The sequence below is a fragment of the Sphingomonas sp. ABOLE genome, assembly GCF_003950455.1.
In the GTDB taxonomy this organism is placed as follows: Bacteria; Pseudomonadota; Alphaproteobacteria; order Sphingomonadales; family Sphingomonadaceae; genus Sphingomonas; species Sphingomonas trueperi.
In genome coordinates this window covers 1-18,131 of sequence record NZ_QQWY01000008.1, presented here as the reverse complement: position 1 = coordinate 18,131, position 18,131 = coordinate 1, and the positions used below count along the sequence as shown (strand labels likewise).

Sequence of the window (18,131 nt, the reverse complement as noted above, 5' to 3'; positions counted from 1 at the left end):
TCAGCCGGCGCATGCTGCTGGTCGCGACCGCGTGGATCCTGCTGCTGCTGGTCGGCGGCGGCTATGCGCTCGACCGGGTGCTGACCAGCGCGATCACCCGCAATTTCGACGACCAGCTCGACTATCTCGTCTCCTCGATGATCGTCTCGGCCGAGCTCGGCTCGAACGGCGAGGTGGTGCTCAACCGCGAGCTTGCCGACCAGCGCTTCCTCGAGCCCAATTCGGGCGCCTATTGGCAGATCAGCGGCCAGGGGTTCGAGCCCTTCTACTCGCGCTCGCTCTGGGACCGGCGTCTCAAGGTCGACCAGGTCCATAGCGACCGCGAGATCCATTTCTACGACAGCAACCAGTTCCCCGACCAGAAGCTGCGCATCGCCGAGCGCGACCTCAAACTGCCGGGCTCGCCGGTACGCTGGCGCTTCCAGGTGGCGGAGAGCCGCGATGTGCTCGACGCGCAGATCGCCACCGTACGCCGCACGCTGGTGCGCAGCTTCGCGCTGCTCGGGCTGGGGCTCGTCGCGATGGCGGCGCTGCAGACCTGGTACGGGCTGCGGCCGCTGCGCAAGGTGCGGCGCGAGATTGCCAGGCTCCGCGCCGGCCAGACCCAGCGCGTCGGCGGGCCGATGCCGGCCGAGGTCGGCCCGATGGTCGACGAGCTCAACGCGCTGGTCGAGCATAACGATCGCCAGGCCGAGGAAGCGCGGCGCCATGCCGGCAACCTCGCGCATGCGCTCAAGACGCCGCTCAGCGTGATCATGAACGCCGCCGCCGCCGGCCAGGAAGACCTGCCGGACACCGTCATTCGCGAGGCGCGGACGATGCGGCGGCAGATCGACCACCATCTCGCCCGCGCCCGGGCGGTCGGACGCCGCGGCAGCGCGCACAGCCGCGCCGAGGTGTGGCCGTCGATCGAGGCGGTCGAGCGCGCGGTGGCGCGGCTCTACCCCAATGTCCGCATCGACGTGGACGGGGTGAAGGATGCGATCGCGCATATCGAGCGGCAGGACTTGGACGAGATCCTCGGCAACCTCGTCGAGAACGCCGCCAAATATGGCGGCGGCAGCGTGTTCGTCACCGCGCGGCTCGAATCGGGGTTCGTCGAAATCCTGGTCGAGGACGACGGCATGGGCATTCCCGAGGCCGACCGCATTCGCATCTTCGATCGCGGCGTGCGGCTCGATACCGGCAAGCCCGGCACCGGCCTGGGCATGGCGATCGTGCGGGACGTGGCCGAGATCTATGGCGGCACCGTCAGCCTGGAGGAGAGCGAGGATCTGGGCGGCCTGCTCGTCCGCCTCCGCCTGCCCGCCGCGGGCTGAGTCTCAGGCCGGCTCGACCGCGCGCATCGCCTCCGCCGCGATCTCGAGGCTGCGCTTGCGGGCCTGGTGGTCGAACATCGCGCTGGTCAGCATCAGCTCGTCGGCCTGGGTGCGTTCGATAAAGGCCTCGATCTCGCGGCGCACCTTGGCGGGGCCGCCGATCGCCGAGGCGGACAGGACATGGTCGAGCACCGCATTGCCCTGCGTGCCCAGGCTCTCGCGATAGCCGCGCACCGGCGGCGGCAGCTGGATGCCGCGCCCGGTGGTGCGGATCGCGACGAACGCCTGTTGCTGCGAGCTGGCGAGATACTCCGCCTCCTCGTCGGTATCCGCCGCGAAGACGTTGAAGCCGAGCATCACATGCGGCTTGGCCAGCGCCTCGGACGGGCGGAAGTTGCGGCGATAGACCGCGATCGCCTCGTCGAGCAGGCCCGGCGCGAAGTGCGAGGCAAAGGCATAGGGCAGCCCCAGCGCGGCGGCGAGCTGCGCACCGAAGGTGCTGGAGCCGAGGATCCACAGCTTGACGTCCGCGCCCGCGCCCGGCGTCGCGCGGATGCCGGTGCGGCCGTCATCGGCGAAATAGCTTTGCAGTTCCATCACGTCCTGCGGGAAGGCGTTACCGTCGCTCTCGAGGTTGCGGCGGATCGCGGCGGAGACCCGCTGGTCCGAGCCCGGCGCGCGGCCCAGCCCCAGGTCGATGCGGCCGGGGAAGAGCGCGTCGAGCGTGCCGAACGCCTCGGCCACCTGCAGCGGCGAATGGTTGGGGAGCATGATTCCGCCCGCGCCGATGCGGATCGTGCTGGTCGCCTGGCCGACATGGGCGATCACCACCGCGGTGGCGGCGCTGGCGATGCCCTCCATGCCGTGATGCTCGGCAACCCAATAGCGTCGGAAGCCGAGCTTCTCGGCGTGCGCGGCTAGGTCGGCGGCGTTGGCGAGCGCGTGGCCCACGGTGCCGCCTTGGACGACGGGCACCAGATCGAGCAGGGAATATGCGGTCATGGAGAGGATGTGGGGACGCTTGGGCACCGTTGCCAGAGGGTTGGCGCCCACTACCATCGCCCAACCGCTCGCTGCCTCGCCAAGCATTTCCGCCAGCCGTCATCCCGGCGGAAGCCGGGATCCATTCGCCGCTGGGCATCAGCAAGCGCCGTTACGGAGACCCCAATGGATCCCGGCTTCCGCCGGGATGACGAAGATTCGATCAAGCGACAGCGCTCTCCCCGTCGGCGAGGAGGAGGAGGAGGACGAAGCCTCACTCCGCCGGCTGCACCCCGTCGTCTCCGGGCTTGTGGTCGATCGCGCCGTGCGGACCCGCAGGCCCCAGCACGCGGCTGCCGTCGTCGCCCGGGCGATAGGTGAGCAGCCGCCGCGAAAGCCGCGGCCCCAGCCAGCCTTCCAGGCCCACCGCGAGGCTGAACAGCGCGGGCACGATCACCAGCGTGAGCAAGGTCGAGACGATCAGGCCGCCGATCACCACCACGCCCATCGGCGCGCGGAACGACGAGTCGCCGTTGAGCGACAGCGCGGTCGGCACCATGCCCGCCACCATCGCGATGGTGGTCATCACGATCGGCTGGGCGCGCTTGCGGCCGGCATCGACGATCGCCTCCATCTTGCCCACGCCCTTTTCCATCTCCTCCAGCGCGAAGTCGACGAGCAGGATCGAGTTCTTGGCGACGATGCCGAACAGCATCAGCATGCCGATATAGACCGGCAGGCTCACCGGCATCCCCAGGATCGCCAGCATGATCAGCCCGCCCAGCGGCGCGTTGAGCAGCGAGCCCATGTTGACGATCGGCGAGACGAAGCGGCGATACAGCAGCACCATCACCGCGAAGACCAGGAAGATGCCCGAGGCCAGCGCGATGATGAAGTTCTGGATCATCTCGCCCTGCCACTTGGCCTGGCCCACGGTCATCTCGGCCACGCCCACCGGCAGCTGCTTCATGATCGGAAGATTGTGGATCTCCTTCATCACGTCGCCAGAGACATAGGGCTTGCCCGTCGCCGGGTTCATCGCGAGGTCGGCCCCCACCACCAGCCGGCGCTGGAGGTTGAGCCGCTCGACCTTGGTCGGCCCGGCGGCGAAGCGGATGTCCGCCACCGCGGAGAGCGGCACCGAGCCGCCGGTCTGGGTCTGCACGCGCATGTTCTGCAGCGTATCGAGCTTGGTGCGCGAATCCTGGTCGAGCGCGACGCGGATCGGGATCTGGCGATCGGACAGCGAGAATCGGGCGCTGTTCTGCTCGATGTCGCCCAGCGTCGCGACGCGGATCGCGTTGGACAGCGCCGCCGTGGTCACGCCCAGATCGGCCGCGAGGTCGAGCCGCGGCGAGATCACGATCTCCGGCCGCTGCAGATCGCCCGAGATGCGCGGCGCGACGAGCGACTTCAGCCCCTCCATCTGCTTCATCAGGGTGAGCGCGGTCTTGTTGAGCAGTTCGGGATCCTCGCCGCCCAGCGTGATCGTGATGTCGCGCCCGGACGAGCCCCAGCCGAACTGCGAGCGGAAATTCACCCGCGCATCGGGGATGGCGAGCAGCTTGGGCGCCACCCGCTTCTCGAACTCGGTGCTGGTCTCGGTGCGGCCGCTCTTCTTCTCGACCAGATCGGCGGTCACCCGGCCGCTGCCGACCAGGGTACGGGCATAGGTATGCTCGACCCCCGGCTCGGCGCGCAGGATGCCCGCGACCTGCTGGACCACCCGGTCGGTCTGCTCCAGCGTGGTGCTCGGCACCATCTCGACCGTGGCGGTCACGCTGTCCTGGTCCTGTGCGGGCTGGAAGGTCTGCGGCATGGTGACGAGCAGGCCGATCGTGCCGCCGAGCGACAGCACATAGGCGAGGATCGCCACCCAGCGGTGCATCAGCGTCCATTCGAGCAGGCGAATGTACAGCCGCATCATCAGCCCGCCGCCATGTTCGACATGGCCGTGCGCCTTGAGGAAATAGGCCGCGATCATCGGCGTGAGCATGCGCGCCACCGCCAGCGACATCAGCACCGCCGCAACGACGGTGAGGCCGAAATTCTTGAAGAACTGGCCCGAGATGCCCGGCATCAGGCCCACCGGCAGGAACACCGCGACGATCGACATGGTGGTGGCGAGCACCGCCACGCCGATCTCGTCGGCGGCGTCGATCGAGGCCTGATAGGCCGATTTGCCCATCCGCATGTGGCGGACGATGTTCTCGATCTCCACGATCGCGTCGTCGACCAGCACGCCCGCGACCAGGCTGAGCGCGAGCAGCGTCATCTGGTTGAGCGTGAAGCCCATCATGTCCATGAACCAGAAGCTGGGGATCGCCGAGAGCGGGATCGCCAGCGCCGAGATCACCGTCGCCCGCCAGTCGCGCAGGAACAGGAACACGACGATGACGGCGAGCACCGCGCCCTCGATCATCGCCTCCATCGCGGTGTCGAACTGCTCCTTGGCGTATTTGCTGTAGTTGTCGAGCAGCTCGAAACGGACCTTGGGATTGGCCTTTTCGAGCGCCTGCAGCTTCTTCTGCGCTTCCTCGTAGATGGTGACGTCCGAGGCGCCCTTGGCGCGCTGGATGTCGAACGAGATCACCGGATGCCCGTCATAGCGCGCGAAGTTGCGGCGCTCGGCATAGCCGTCCTTCACCGTCGCGATGTTGGCGAGGCGCACGGTGCCGCCGGTGCCGGTGGCGATCTGGGTCTGGCCCAGCGAATAGGCATCCTTGGCGTTGCCGACGACGCGCAGCGACTGTTCGAAGCCCGAGATCTGCGCGCGGCCACCGGCGGCGTTGAGGTTCACCTGGCGCAGCTGCTGGTTCACCTGGCTTGCGGTAAGGCCGTAGCTGGCCAGCTTCACCGGATCGAGCACCACGCTGACTTCGCGGCTGACGCCGCCGTTGCGCTGCACCGCCGCCATCCCGCTGATCGACAAAAGCTCCTTCGACACGCTGTTGTCGATGTACCAGGAGAGCTGCTCGACGGTCATGTCGGTCGCGGTCGCCGTGAAGCTGGCGACGTCGTTGCTGCTGGCGCTGTCGACCCGGCCGACCTGCGGCTCGAGGATGCCGTCGGGCAGGTTGCCGCGGATCTGCTGGATCGCGCTGCGCACGTCCTCCACCGCGCGGTCGATCGGGGTGCCGATCGCCAGCTGCACCACCGTCTGGCTGTTGCCTTCGGAGACGGTGGAGTTGATCTCGTCGATGCCCTGCAGGCTGCGCACCGCCGACTCGACCTTCTGGGTGATCTGCGTCTCCAGCTCGCTCGGCGCGGCGCCGGGCTGGCTGATCGAGATCCACACGATCGGGAAGTCGATGTCCGGATCGTTGTTCACGTCCATCCGGCTGAAGCTTACCAGCCCCGCGACGGTGAGGAACAGGAACAGGACGATCGGCGGTACCGGGTTGCGGATGGCCCAGGCCGAGATGTTGCGAAAGCTCATCGCGCCGATCCCTTACTTCTTCTGGAGCTGGGGAATGACCTTCTGGCCCGGATTGAGGAACGCGCCTGCGGTCATCACCACGCGCTCGTTGCCGGTCAGGCCGCTGGTGATCCGCACGCCCTCGTCGGACACGTCGCCGGTCTTCACGTCGCGGCGCACCGCCTCGTTCTTGTCGTTGAGGATATAGACATAGGTGCCCTGCTGGTCGCTCTGCACCGCCGATTGCGGCAGGATCACCGAGGTGACCGCGCCCGCGACGATCCGCGCGCTGGCGAAGCCGCCGGGGCGCAGCGCCGGGTTGTAAGGCAGCGCGATGCGGGCGATACCGAGGCGGCTGGTCGGGTCGATAACCGGCGAGACCTGCCATACCTGGCCCTTGAAGCTGGTCTGGGTGCCGACCGGGGTCACTTCCGCCGGCGCGCCGACGTGCAGCTTCTGGACATCGGCTTCGGAAAGCTGGGTGCGCAGCTCGAACTGGCCGTCCATCGCCATGCGGAACAGCGTGCCCGAGCCCGAGCTGACGATCTGGCCGGGCTCGATCTGGCGGGCGAGCACCAGGCCCGCTTCCGGCGCGCGGATGTCGAGCCGGCGGTTGCGCGCCTGGGTCTCGGCGAGCTGCGCCTTGGCGACGCGGACGCGGGCGAGCGCCTGGTCGCGCGTGGCAACGCGCTGGTCGATATCGGCGCGGGAGATGAATCCGTTTCCGACCAGTTGCTGCGCGCGGTCGAGATTCGCCTGGGCGAGCTTGGCATCGGCCTCGGCGACGCGGATCTGCGCGGCGAGCGACTCGGCGGTCTGCGCCTGTACCGAGCGATCGACCACGGCGAGCACCTGGCCCTTCTTCACCCAGCTGCCGGCATCGACCAGCACGCGCGTGACCAGGCCGCCTTCGCCCGCGACGCCCACCGGCATCTCGCGCTTGGCGGCGAGGCTGCCGGTGCCGGTGACGATCGTCGACGCGGTCTGCTGCCCCGGCGCCGAGACGGTGACGGTGAGCAGCTGGCCCTGGCCCTTGGCGCCCTTGGCGGCGGGAAGCGGCTTGCTCGCCGGGGGCATCAACAGGAAGCCGGCGATCACGACCAGCACGAAGGCGCCCAGGCCGATCCACAGCCACCGCCGCCCACGCCGCGCCGGTTCCCCCTCGAACCCGAGCTGCTCCTGCCGATCCAACATCCCTGCCTCGTAATTCATGCGCCCACCTCGTTCGGGGCGCGTACACGCCCCTCGTCGCACTGTATTATAGGAATATATCACCGGCGGCAAGGCCGGTGCAGCAACGCGCGGTGACATGCCCGGTTGCATGTACTCGCGCAAGTGACCGCAAGGAATAAGCGCGTAGCTGTCGGACCTTGCAAGTAATAGCAATCGTTTGCGGTCGGGTTATTCGTTCAGCCTGCGTTCGTGTGCAGGCGTCGACAAGCCGGTGCAGGATGACGACAAACCACAGGAGGAACATCCCCATGACCCGCTCTCTGCCGCTCGCCGCGCTGCTCGCGCTCGCCGCCGCACCCCTGGCCTTCGCCCCCCAGGCACTCGCCCAGGTGCAGCCGGCCGCGCAGCCGATCCCCGCCGACGGCACCGTGCTCGACATCGTTGCCGAGGGGACCAGCACCCGCGTGCCCGATCTCGCGCTGATCCAGGCCGGGGTGGTCACCACCGCAGGCACGGCGGGCGAGGCGATGCAGCAGAATGCCGCGCGGATGGCGGCGGTGCTGGGCGCGCTGCGCAAGGCCGGCATCGGCGAGCGCGACCTGCAGACCAGTTCGGTTAACCTCGCGCCGCAATATCGCTACCAGGAAAACAAGCCGCCGGTGATCACCGGCTATCAGGCATCGAACCAGCTGACCGTGCGTTTCCGCGACATCGCCAGGAGCGGCACGATTCTCGACGCGCTGGTCGCACAGGGCGCCAACAACATCGCCGGGCCCAACCTGACGCTCGCCGACGAGGACGGTGCGCTCGACGAGGCGCGGCGCGACGCGATCGCCAGGGCCAAGGCGCGGGCCGCGCTCTACGCACAGGCGGCCGGGCTCAAGGTCGATCGCATCCTGCTGATCTCGGAGGCGGGCATGCCGCAGATGCCGCAGCCCGTACCGATGCTGATGCGCGGCAAGGCGATGATGGCCGAGGCTGATACCGCGATCGTGCCCGGCGAGCAGAAGGTCACCGCCAGCGTCTCGGTGCGCTTCCTGCTGAAATGATCCGGACATGAAAAAAAAGGGCCGCCCCGGCTGGGACGGCCCTTTTTGTTGGTCTGGTGGAAGCGGGATGCTTAACGCACCGCGCCGCGACGCACCAGGTTGACGATCGCCAGCAGGATGACCGCACCCACCAGCGAGACCAGGAAGGTCATCGGGGTGATCACGCCGCTGTTGATGTTACCACCGAACAGCAGACCGCCGACAAACGCGCCGACGATGCCGACGACGATGTTCAGGAAGATACCCTGCTGGGCATCGGTCCGCATGATGATGCTCGCAAGCCAGCCGACGACGCCGCCGATGACGAGCCAAACGATAAAGCCTACCATTCGTCCCTCCTTTACTTGCCCGGCGACCCGGGCGACGTAATGGAAAATCCGCGAATGGTCGCTTTGGTTCCGAAGCGATTTTTTGCGTTGTCAAGGGAACTTTCGGCACGCAAAACGAAAAAATCAGAACTTCTGCTGGCGTTCGTAGAGCGAGCGATAATGCTGGATGCGCGTGACCCGCAGCCCCGGCATGCCCGAGCGATCGATCGCGCGCTGCCAGCCGGCGAATTCCTCCATGGTGAGGCCGTAGCGATCGCACACCTCGTCCACGGTCAGCAGCCCGCCATTGACGGCGGCCACGACTTCGGCCTTGCGCCGCACCACCCAGCGGGTGGTGTTGGGCGGCGGCAGGCTGTCCAGGGTCAGCGGCTCGCCGAGCGGACCGATCACCTTGGCAGGACGGATCTTCTGGTTCTCAATCATCTACCAACCTCTTCGGGGCCGGCCGCCCCTGTTACGCAACCGTGAAACGACTTTTACCCGCCTGCCTTGAACATCGGCTAAAATGGCAAGGTAAACGCGCGCTTCACCCCTCTCCCCACTGGTGCAGCGCGGTTGCGGCGGCGCGATGGAAACAGCCATCGGCCGGCGCGAGCAGCGCTGCCACGGGAAGCGGCATCGAAAGCCGGGTCTGGAGTCGCGCGGTGAAGCTGGCGGCCTGCCGGCTCGTCACCATCGCCATCAGCACGGCGAGTCCCGTCGGGAGCGTCGCAGTGCCCAAGTCGCGGTTCGGATGGGCAAAACTCAAGTCCACCAATGCGTTTCCAGTCGTCCTTCGAGCGCGCAGTATAAACCGCGAGTGCTGAAAGGGCCGTAAAGGCGGCGAAAACCTCGGCTTAACTTCCGTGTCTGCGAGGTTTCCGAAGCACCCGGGTGGCATCCGGTACGGGCCTGCCCTATCTGGGCGGCCATGAACCCCGGTGATTTCCAGCTAGCCGAGCCGCTCTCCGGGCGGCGCATCGTCGTCGCCATGTCGGGCGGCGTCGATTCCTCCGTCGTCGCAGCACTCGCCGCGCGCAGCGGGGCGGAGACGATCGGCATCACGCTCCAGCTCTACGATCATGGCGAGGCGGTAGGCCGCGCCGGCAGCTGCTGCGCCGGCCGCGACATCCGCGACGCGCGCGCGGTATGCGACAAGCTGGGCATCGCGCACTACGTCTTCGACCATGCGAGCAGCTTCCAGACCCAGGTGATCGACGACTTCGCCGACGAATATATGGCGGGGCGCACCCCGATCCCCTGCGTGAAGTGCAACATGGGGCCGAAGTTCACCGATCTGTTCGCGCTCGCGCGCGACCTCGGCGCCGATTGCCTCGCCACCGGCCATTATGTCCGCCGCGTCGAGGGCGCGCAGGGTGCCGAGCTGCACCGCGCCGCCGATCCGGCGCGCGACCAGAGCTATTTCCTGTTCGCGACCACCCAGAGCCAGCTCGACTTTCTGCGCTTCCCGCTGGGCGGCCTGCCCAAGCCCGAGGTCCGCGCGCTCGCCGCCGAGCTGGGGCTGGGCGTCGCCGGCAAGCCCGACAGCCAGGACATCTGCTTCGTCCCCGACGGCGACTATGCGACCCTGGTCAAGAAGCTGCGCCCCGAGGCCGAGGCGGGCGGCGAGATCGTCGACGAGAGCGGCGCCAGGCTGGGCGAGCATCGCGGGCTGATCCACTTCACCGTCGGCCAGCGCCGAGGGCTGGAGATCGGCGGCGCACCCGAACCCTATTACGTCCTGCGGCTGGAGCCGGAGACAAAGCGCGTCGTCGTCGGCCCGCGCCGCGCGCTGGCCGTCGCGGCGGCGCGGCTGGAGAATATCAACTGGCTGGGCGGCGACCATGCAGGGCCGATGACCGCCAAGGTCCGCAGCCTCGCCAAGCCGGTGCCGGCGCGGATGGAAGGCGACCGGGTGGTGTTCGAGACGCCCGAGTACGGGGTGGCGCCGGGCCAGGCGGCGGTGCTCTATGCCGGCGACCGCGTGCTCGGCGGCGGCTGGATCGCAAAGACAGAGCGGGCGGAGGCGCTCGCCGCTTGATTCGTCCGATCGTGAAAGTAGGTCCAGGGGGTTCTGTTGCCCGGCCCCCCTGGCGGCCGCTGGAGTCCACTTCTGTTGCCCGGTGTGGCCCGACCGCGCATTTTAGAATAACCTTAGGCCGTTAGGCCTTGGGGTTACGCCGCAATAGCGAGTGCTTCGTTATCGTTGGCACTTGTGTAATGGGCCGTTGCGGTGGTCCCATTCCGAGCGAAGACAGCGCTTTTCAATACACGTCGATCCTGGTTCGGCCCCGTCAGAAACGGTGTCCAGATACACCACCGGTTATGGTGGAGCCGCCGGGTACTGCCCCCGGGTCCGCTGCATCTATTATACGCCATTGTTTATCGCCATAGCCGGGCGAACCCGGCACGAACCCATATAGGCGGTTTGCGCTTAATGAAAAGGTCAGGTTGGAAGGAATATGGCCTTTCCACCGCCCCATTCGGTTGGCATGGAGAGTGCATCATGTTGACGCAGCGTTCCCGCTACGCGCTCCGCGCAATGCTCTTCCTTGCCGAACAGCCGATCGCCGGCGCGCCCGTGCCGATGAACCGCATCGCTACGGAAGCGAACGTGCCGCGCAAATTTCTCGAGCTGATCCTCGCCGACCTGCGCGAGGCGAGCTTCCTCGTCTCCACCCGCGGCAAGATGGGCGGCTATCGCCTGGCGCGGCCAGCGCATCTGATCTCGCTCGGCGAGATCATCCGCGTGATCGAGGGGCCGCTGGCGCTCGTCCCCTGTGTCAGCCGCACCGCCTATCGCCCGTGCAACGACTGCAAGGACGAGGCCGCCTGCGCGATCCGTCGCGCCATGGCCCGGGTGCGCGATGAAACCGCCCGCATCCTCGACGGCACCAGCCTGGCCGATGCCGCGGCGGAGGAACTGGCGGCGGCCTAAGCCCCCGCGTTGCGCTTCTTCAGCTCGTCGCGAATCTCGCGCAGCAGCACGACATCGGCCGGATCGGCGGCGGGCGGCGCTTCGCCCTTGGCCTTGTCGCGCTCGGCGGCGGCGATCACCTTGTTCACCGTGCGCACCAGCAGGAAGACGATGAAGGCCAGGATCAGGAAATTGATCACCACGGTGATGAACGCGCCGAATCCGATCAGCGGCACGCCCGCGGCCTTGAGCGCGGCGTAGTTGGACGGCGAGCCGGTATAGCTGGGCGGAATCGCGCCGAGGCGGAGGAAATAGCCGGAGAAGTCCACCCCGCCGAAGATCCAGCCGACCAGCGGCATGATCATGTCGTCGGTCAGCGATTTGGTGATGTTGCCGAACGCCGCGCCGATGATCACGCCCACCGCGAGATCGAGCACGTTGCCGCGCGCGATGAACGACCGGAATTCCTTCAACATTCGCCACCTCTCCTTTTGCGAAGGCATCGACCTTGCCGAAGTCGCGCAGCCCCGCCAACCCCCGGCGACCGATTTCGCTTCCTCCCCGCGGTGTAGGCGTCGTATAAGACACTCCGTTGATGGGATTTGGAGGTTGCTTCCCCATGAAGTTTCGTACCGCACTCGTGCCGATCGCAGCCCTGTCGCTCTCGGCCTGCGGGCTCAACAGCGTCCCGACCGCCGAGGAGAATGCCAAGGCGAAGTGGGCCGACGTGCAGGCGCAGTATCAGCGCCGCGCCGATCTGGTGCCGAACCTCGTCGCGACGGTGAAGGGCGCCGCTGCTTCCGAGGGCAAGATCCTGAACGACGTGATCAGTGCCCGCGCCAAGGCGACGTCGATCCAGGTTACCGCCAACGACCTGACCGACGCGAACAAGGTCCAGCAGTTCCAGCAGGCGCAGCAGCAGCTGGGCGGCTCGCTGTCGCGCCTGCTCGCGAGCGTCGAAGCCTATCCGGACCTCAAAAGCCAGGGCAACTTCACCACGCTGATGAGCCAGCTGGAAGGCACCGAGAACCGGATCACCATCTCGATCCGCGACTATAACCAGGCGGTGCAGGACTATAACACCCGCATCCGCACCTTCCCCGACGCGGTGGGCGCCAAGATCTTCTACGGCGCCAAGCCGATGACGCCGTTCCAGGCCAAGGCCGGCGCCGACGTCGCGCCGACGGTGAACTTCGGGAACGGCAACTGATCCGTCCCGCCCCCGGAGCGTCGCTGATGCGTGTGCTGCGTTTTCTGGTGCTGCTCGTCGCCCTGCTGGCCGGGGCGACGAGTGCGCTGGCCGACCCGACCTTCCCCAAGCTGACCGGCCGCGTCGTCGACGACGCCCACCTGCTCTCGCCCGCGCAGGTCGCGCAGCTTACCCAGCTATCGGCCGAGGTGGAGCAGGCGTCGAGCCGGCAGTTCGTCGTCGCGACCCTCCCGGACCTGCAGGGCTATGACATCGCCGACTATGGCTATCAGCTCGGCCGCGCCTGGGGGATCGGGCAGAAGGAGGCGAACAACGGCATCCTGCTGATCGTCGCACCCAACGAGCGCAAGGTACGGATCGAAGTCGGCTACGGCCTCGAACCGATCATGACCGATGCGCTGTCGAGCCAGATCATCAATCAGGTCATTCTGCCCAAGTTCAAGGCCGGCGACATGGCGGGCGGCATCGTCGCCGGTGCGCAGGCGATCGCCGAGCAGATGAAGCAGCCGCTCGAGGCTGCCGAGCAGAAAGCCAAGGCGGCGCAGGACGCGGCGACCAAATCCTCCGCGCGCAAGCGGCAGGGCGGCGGGCTGCCGATCGGGCTGCTCTTCTGGTTCATCATCCTGGTCGTGATCCTGGTGCCGATGCTCGCGCGCTTCGGCGGGCGGCGGCGGCCCGGCCCTTGGGATGGCCAGGCCTATCGCGCGCGGGATAACGACAGCGGCATGCTGCCGATCGTGCTGTGGACCATCGCCAACGAGATCGGTCGCGCGGCAAGCCACCGCGACGATGACGACGACCATGGCGGCTGGGGCGGCGGCGGCTGGGGCGGCGGCGGTGGTGGCGGCGGCTTCTCCGGCGGCGGCGGGTCGTTCGGCGGCGGCGGCGCTTCGGGGAGCTGGTGAGGATGCGATTGACCGATCAGGACCGCGCCCGCGTCGCGGAAGCCGTGGCGCAGGCCGAACGGGGCACCAGCGGCGAGATCGTCACGGTGCTCGCCCGGCGCTCGGATGACTATGCCGATGTCGCGCTGCACTGGGCGGTGCTCGCCATGCTGCTGGTGCTGGCGCTGCTCGCCTGGCAGCCCGGACCGATCGAATGGCTGCACAGCCGGATGATCGATCCCTGGGCGCAGACCGTGCCGGCGCACTGGTATCTCACCGCCGCGCTGGTGGTGACCGCGCTCACCTTTCTGCTCGTCCGCGTGGTGCTCGCCAAGGATGCGCTGCGGATCGCGCTCGCGCCGGGATCGACCAAGACTCGGCGGGTGCACGCCCGCGCGCTGGCGCTGTTCCGCACCGCGGCCGAGAAGCGTACCACCGGATCGACGGGCGTGCTGCTCTACCTGAGCCTCGCCGAGCACCGCGCCGAGATCCTCGCCGATTCGGCGATCCACTCGCGCGTCACCCCCGAAGTGTGGGGCGCGGCAATGGCGGCGCTGCTCGGGCATGTGAAGGAAGGCCGCGTGGCCGAGGGCATGGCGGCGGCGGTCGCGCAGATCGGCATGGTCCTCGGCGAGCATTTCCCGCGCGCCGCCGACGATGTGAACGAGCTTCCCGATCGGCTGATCGAGCTCTAAGGGGCTGCCCATGACCGACGAAGCGATCGAGACCCCCTGGGCGGGCAAGTGGATCACTGTGTTCCGCCAGGGCAAATGGGAATATGTCGGGCGCACCGGCGGCATCCGCGCCGTGGTGATCGTCGCGATCGACGCGGAAGACCGGGTGATCCTGGTCGAGCAGTATCGCGTGCCGCTCGGTCGCCGCTGCATCGAGCTGCCGGCGGGCCTGGTCGGCGATACCGAGGAAGGCGACACGATCGAGGCCGCCGCCCGGCGCGAGCTCGAGGAAGAAGCCGGCTATGCCTGCGAGCGGGTGGAGGAACTCGGCGAGTATTTCGCCTCGCCCGGCATGGTCAGCGAAAGCTTCACGCTGGTCCGCGTCCACGGCCTGACCCGCATCGGCGCCGGCGGCGGCGTGGATGGCGAAGACATCAAGGTTCACCATGTGCCAATGGCCGAGCTGCCGATGTTCATCGCGGATTGCCGCGCGCAAGGGATGGGCGTCGACGTGAAGATGCTGCTGGTGCTCAGCGCGGCGCTGCTGGGGCGCGGCAACGGCTGACGCGACGCCGGTCGGCAGCGGCTGCCCGCACAACAACGAACCCCGCCGGATCGCTCCGGCGGGGTTCGCGCTACCAGGGAGGCTGGGAGCTCAGTTCTTGGCGAAGCGGACCTTCACCGAGCGGCGCGAGGCGCGGAGCATGCCGCCCATCATGCCGAACCCGGCGATCATCAGGCCCCAGCTCGCCGGCTCCGGCACCGCCGACAGCGCGGTTGCCGAGAAGCTGGTCAGGCCGTCCCCCTGGGTGGTCAGGGTCAGCAGGGCTGCCGTGTCGTCATAGCCCGTGATGCGGAAGGTGCCCGATGCGACCAGCTTCAGGCTGCCGCCGGCGCCGTCCGCCGTGTAGGTGACCGACTGGATCGAGCTCAGGTCGAAGAAGATCGACGACCCGATGTCGAAGAACGACGCGATCGGCCCGCCCGTGAAGGTCGGCAGGTCCTTGATCGTGCCGCACGGGCCGACGCAGGTGATGCCCGAGAACACGCCCGATGTGCCCAGCGCGGTGAAGATGGTACCCGGCGCGCCGCCGTCGCCGGCCGACGTGCCCGGTATGGCGAAGTTGTAGAAGTCGAGCCCGGTGGCAGCGCCCATGCTGGTCGCACCGACCGGGCGGACGAAGCCGTTGAAGCTGATCTGTCCCAGGATCTGCGCGGCCTGCGCGGGGACGGCCGCGCACAACAAGGCTGCCGCGGCAGCAAGCTTCGTATGAATACGCATTGGCGCACCCTTTCCTTTGATAACGGCGATGTGAGCGACTCGGTGAGCGACTCGGCTTCTGCGGCCGTTAACCCGACGTTAAGTTTATGAAACGGAACGACAATAACGTTCTCATCAATGAAGATGCGAAGATGTGCATTGTGCGGCGCCGTTCCATTCGAGTGCGGAACGTCGAATTTGCGAGCGTTGCGCGGGCATTGCAGGTGCAAACGATGGCGCTTAGTTGCTCGGGCAGGAGGGAAAACGTTGCAGCATCGTGCAAGTCGAAACGTTAGCGCAACGTTGCTGCAATCGCGATGTCACGGACCGGCGCGTCGGGCGAAATGCGGAAATCTGTGTTTTTTTGAGACAAAACCGCCGAAATTTAACTCCGTTGCGGACGGTCACAGCCGCTTGCCGTGCCGACCCGCCAGTTCGACGACATATTGCCAGGCGACGCGTCCGGAGCGGCTGCCGCGCCGCGTCGCCCACTGAATCGCATCCTGCGGATCGAAGACCAGCCCATGCGCCTCGGCATAGCCGCGCACGATCGCGACATAGGTGTCCTGGTCGACGACGTGGAAGCCGAGCGACAGGCCGAAGCGATCGGCGAGCGCGAGATCGTCGTCGATCGAGTCGCGTGGGTTGATCGCGCTGGACTGGGCCTCCAGGTCGCGGGGCAGCAAATGGCGGCGGTTGGAGGTGACGAGCAGCCTGCAATGGGCCGGACGCGCCTCGGCGCCGCCTTCGAGCAGCGAGCGCAGCGCGCGGGCATCGGCGGCGGCATCGAAGCCGAGATCGTCGAGGAAGATCGCGAAGGGCCGAGCGGTGGTGGCGAGCAGCGCGAACAGGTCGGGCAGGGTGTCCAGATGCGTCGTCGCCGCCTCGACCAGCGCCAGCCGTCCGCCCTGCGCCTGCACCTCGGCGACGGCGCCCTTGACCAGTGCCGACTTGCCGGTGCCGCGTGCGCCCCACAGCAGCACGTCCTGCGCGGCATGGCCGGCGGCGAGCCGTTCGAGATTGGCGAGCAATGCCGTCCGTTGCTTCTCGACGCCCTGGAGCAGCGCGAGCGGGGTGGGGGCGAAGGCACGCGCCGGCACGATGTCGCGCCCGCGCCAGACATAGGCGGGGTGCGCCTCCAGATCGGCGGGTGGGGCAGGGGGCGGGGCGAGCCGTTCGAGCGCCTCGGCGATGCGGATCAGCGGATCGGTCATGGCGGCGCTATAGCGCAACCAGGCGCGGGTGCGAGGGGGCTCTGCTCTGCCCCGCCCCACCTGCGGGAGGGGGATTAGAAGCGCCCCTTGTCCGTCTCCCGAAGTTCCCCACATGTTCCCACGCCGCACACCTGCCTGGCCGCTCTTTGACCCCGCTGCCAATCTTCACGCGCGTTTATCGTGCATATGCGCGAGTTTCGGTATTTTTCAGCTGACGGTCATGCCCCCGTCGTTTCCTTGTTGCGCCAGAAGTCCTGGACGATTTCCCAGCCTTCCTCGGCGGTTTCGCAGAAGCGGAACAGGTTCAGGTCGCGCGGCGAGATCACGCCCTCGTCGCACAGCGCCTCGAAGTTGACGACGCGGTTCCAGAACTCCTTGCCGTAGAACAGCACCGGGATCGGATCGACCTTGCCGGTCTGGATCAGCGTCAGCAGCTCGAAGCTCTCGTCGAAGGTGCCGAAGCCGCCCGGGAACACCGCGACGGCGCGGGCATGCAGCAGGAAGTGCATCTTGCGCAGCGCGAAATAGTGGAACTGCATGCTCAGGCCCGGCGTGACATACGGGTTCGGCGCCTGCTCGTGCGGCAGCACGATGTTGAGCCCGATCGTCTCGGCGCCCACGTCGCGTGCGCCACGGTTCGCCGCTTCCATGATCGAGGGGCCGCCGCCCGAGGTGACGACGAAGTGGCGCTTGCCGGCGGCGTCGACCGGGAAGTTGCTCGCCAGCCGGCCCAGCTCGCGGGCGACGTCGTAATATTTGGACTTGGCGACCAGGCTCTCGGCGATGCGCTTCTGCTGCTCGGTCTCGGCGAGCGCCAGCACGGCCTCGGCCTTGGCCGGCTCGGGGATGCGCGCCGAGCCGTAGATGACGAAGGTCGACGCGATGTTCGCCTCGTCGAGCAGCAGCTGGGGTTTCAGCAGCTCCAGCTGGAAGCGCACCGGCCGCAAATCCTCGCGCAGCAGGAAGTCCATGTCCTGGAAGGCGAGCCGGTAGGCGGGATGCTCGGTCTGCGGGGTGCCGGTGGCGGTGTTGGCGGCTTCGGCCTCCTGCTGGGCAGGGCGGAAGACGCGCGACGGGACTCTCGTATCGCTCATTGACCGCGGATTAGGCGCATCCGGGACGGTTGGAAAGCCTCAGGCGCAGAAGGGGCCACGCCCCATATCGAGATGGAAATGATCGCGATGGACGTAATTATAGTTCGGGCTCAATACGGTAGCGAAACGTCTGCAGGCCGATCCGTGGATGGTTTCGAGGAACTTGTGGATCGCCGGGTCGGGATTCTGCCAGTCCTTGAGGATGGTGATCCGCCGCCCGTCCTTGAGCACGAAGCCGGAGACGTCGACCGCGTTGGCGCGGCCATGTTCGGAAAGCTTGGTCGAAGCCTGCGGGCTGCCGACGATCGCGCGGCAGACATAGGTGCCGAACGTGTCCACCCGGACGAGATCGCTGCCCAGGATCTGCCGCGCCGCCGGCGCCACGGCATACTGCACCCAGCCGGTAAAGGCGCGGGCGAGCGGGCAGCGCATGCCCTTGATGCCGCCCACCGGCACGCCGATGTCGATCAGCTGCACCGCGCCCTCGACGATGCAGCCGCCGCCATAGTCGCGATCGGGCATCGCGCTGAACCGCACGCCGGCGCGCGACAGATCGGTGAAGCATTGCTGCGTCTCGCGCGGCGTCGGCCGGTTGAGCGTGATCGGCGGGCTGCCACGCGGGCGGGTGG

Annotated in this window: 19 protein-coding genes and 1 other RNA gene; 8 read left to right on the top strand and 12 right to left on the bottom strand. The window is 67.6% G+C overall.

Going from position 1 to position 18,131, the window contains the following annotated elements:
- Positions 1-11: 11 nt before the first annotated feature.
- Positions 12-1,319: a HAMP domain-containing sensor histidine kinase gene (locus tag CA234_RS06755; protein ID WP_164521739.1), complete on the top strand. Its 1,308-nt coding sequence runs from the start codon at positions 12-14 to the stop codon at positions 1,317-1,319.
- Positions 1,320-1,322: 3 nt separating this feature from the next.
- Here CA234_RS06755 and CA234_RS06750 read toward each other — a convergent pair whose 3' ends face one another.
- The 3 genes from CA234_RS06750 to CA234_RS06740 form a co-directional block, all read right to left on the bottom strand.
- Positions 1,323-2,321, bottom strand: coding sequence for an LLM class flavin-dependent oxidoreductase (locus tag CA234_RS06750; protein ID WP_126001199.1), 999 nt, complete (start codon positions 2,319-2,321; stop codon positions 1,323-1,325).
- A 253-nt stretch (positions 2,322-2,574) separates the two neighbouring features.
- A complete protein-coding gene (locus CA234_RS06745) occupies positions 2,575-5,739 on the bottom strand; it encodes an efflux RND transporter permease subunit (RefSeq protein WP_126001198.1) in 3,165 nt (1,054 codons plus the stop codon).
- A gap of 12 nt (positions 5,740-5,751) precedes the next feature.
- Positions 5,752-6,930: an efflux RND transporter periplasmic adaptor subunit gene (locus CA234_RS06740; protein WP_126001197.1), complete on the bottom strand. Its 1,179-nt coding sequence runs from the start codon at positions 6,928-6,930 to the stop codon at positions 5,752-5,754.
- A 269-nt stretch (positions 6,931-7,199) separates the two neighbouring features.
- Between CA234_RS06740 and CA234_RS06735 the strand changes: the two genes are divergently transcribed.
- The gene (locus tag CA234_RS06735; protein ID WP_126001196.1) at positions 7,200-7,940 is read left to right on the top strand and encodes an SIMPL domain-containing protein; all 741 of its coding nucleotides are present in this window, start codon (positions 7,200-7,202) and stop codon (positions 7,938-7,940) included.
- Between the two features lie 71 nt (positions 7,941-8,011).
- On the opposite strand, the gene CA234_RS06730 is transcribed toward CA234_RS06735, so the two are convergent.
- The 3 genes from CA234_RS06730 to CA234_RS06720 form a co-directional block, all read right to left on the bottom strand.
- Positions 8,012-8,269, bottom strand: coding sequence for a GlsB/YeaQ/YmgE family stress response membrane protein (locus tag CA234_RS06730; RefSeq protein ID WP_064310489.1), 258 nt, complete (start codon positions 8,267-8,269; stop codon positions 8,012-8,014).
- Between the two features lie 123 nt (positions 8,270-8,392).
- Positions 8,393-8,692: a DUF1153 domain-containing protein gene (locus CA234_RS06725; protein ID WP_125973832.1), complete on the bottom strand. Its 300-nt coding sequence runs from the start codon at positions 8,690-8,692 to the stop codon at positions 8,393-8,395.
- 103 nt (positions 8,693-8,795) lie between these two features.
- The gene (locus CA234_RS06720) at positions 8,796-9,023 is read right to left on the bottom strand and encodes a hypothetical protein (RefSeq protein WP_241213320.1); all 228 of its coding nucleotides are present in this window, start codon (positions 9,021-9,023) and stop codon (positions 8,796-8,798) included.
- A 156-nt stretch (positions 9,024-9,179) separates the two neighbouring features.
- On the opposite strand from CA234_RS06720, the gene mnmA reads away from it, so the two are divergent.
- Positions 9,180-10,289, top strand: a complete 1,110-nt coding sequence (gene mnmA, locus CA234_RS06715; RefSeq protein ID WP_125973828.1) for a tRNA 2-thiouridine(34) synthase MnmA — start codon at positions 9,180-9,182, stop codon at positions 10,287-10,289.
- Between the two features lie 60 nt (positions 10,290-10,349).
- On the opposite strand, the gene ssrA is transcribed toward mnmA, so the two are convergent.
- Positions 10,350-10,696: a transfer-messenger RNA gene (ssrA, locus tag CA234_RS06710) on the bottom strand.
- Positions 10,697-10,754: 58 nt separating this feature from the next.
- Here ssrA and CA234_RS06705 point away from each other — a divergent pair.
- On the top strand, positions 10,755-11,186 hold the full coding sequence (locus CA234_RS06705; protein ID WP_126001195.1) for an Rrf2 family transcriptional regulator: 432 nt from the start codon (positions 10,755-10,757) through the stop codon (positions 11,184-11,186).
- Here the strand turns inward: CA234_RS06705 and mscL are convergent.
- The gene (mscL, locus tag CA234_RS06700) at positions 11,183-11,641 is read right to left on the bottom strand and encodes a large conductance mechanosensitive channel protein MscL (protein ID WP_125973826.1); all 459 of its coding nucleotides are present in this window, start codon (positions 11,639-11,641) and stop codon (positions 11,183-11,185) included. The genes CA234_RS06705 and mscL overlap by 4 nt on opposite strands.
- Positions 11,642-11,784: 143 nt before the next feature.
- On the opposite strand from mscL, the gene CA234_RS06695 reads away from it, so the two are divergent.
- The 4 genes from CA234_RS06695 to CA234_RS06680 are packed head-to-tail and all read left to right on the top strand — an operon-like array spanning position 11,785 to position 14,498.
- Entirely contained in the window at positions 11,785-12,375 is a 591-nt protein-coding gene (locus CA234_RS06695) for a LemA family protein (protein WP_125973824.1), read from the top strand.
- Positions 12,376-12,401: 26 nt separating this feature from the next.
- Positions 12,402-13,280 (top strand): TPM domain-containing protein, encoded by an 879-nt coding sequence (locus CA234_RS06690; RefSeq protein WP_126001194.1) that lies wholly within the window; start codon positions 12,402-12,404, stop codon positions 13,278-13,280.
- A 2-nt stretch (positions 13,281-13,282) separates the two neighbouring features.
- Complete coding sequence (locus CA234_RS06685) at positions 13,283-13,954, top strand: hypothetical protein (RefSeq protein ID WP_126001193.1); 672 nt, start codon at positions 13,283-13,285, stop codon at positions 13,952-13,954.
- A 10-nt stretch (positions 13,955-13,964) separates the two neighbouring features.
- Positions 13,965-14,498, top strand: coding sequence for an NUDIX hydrolase (locus CA234_RS06680; RefSeq protein ID WP_126001192.1), 534 nt, complete (start codon positions 13,965-13,967; stop codon positions 14,496-14,498).
- Positions 14,499-14,588: 90 nt separating this feature from the next.
- On the opposite strand, the gene CA234_RS06675 is transcribed toward CA234_RS06680, so the two are convergent.
- The 4 genes from CA234_RS06675 to CA234_RS06660 form a co-directional block, all read right to left on the bottom strand.
- Entirely contained in the window at positions 14,589-15,215 is a 627-nt protein-coding gene (locus tag CA234_RS06675; RefSeq protein WP_241213319.1) for a PEPxxWA-CTERM sorting domain-containing protein, read from the bottom strand.
- Positions 15,216-15,598: 383 nt separating this feature from the next.
- Positions 15,599-16,408: an ATP-binding protein gene (locus CA234_RS06670; RefSeq protein WP_125973814.1), complete on the bottom strand. Its 810-nt coding sequence runs from the start codon at positions 16,406-16,408 to the stop codon at positions 15,599-15,601.
- A 218-nt stretch (positions 16,409-16,626) separates the two neighbouring features.
- Positions 16,627-17,502 (bottom strand): LOG family protein, encoded by an 876-nt coding sequence (locus CA234_RS06665; protein ID WP_125973812.1) that lies wholly within the window; start codon positions 17,500-17,502, stop codon positions 16,627-16,629.
- A 39-nt stretch (positions 17,503-17,541) separates the two neighbouring features.
- Positions 17,542-18,131 (bottom strand): extensin family protein (locus CA234_RS06660; RefSeq protein ID WP_164521737.1); only part of this gene is annotated, 590 nt, incomplete at its 5' end.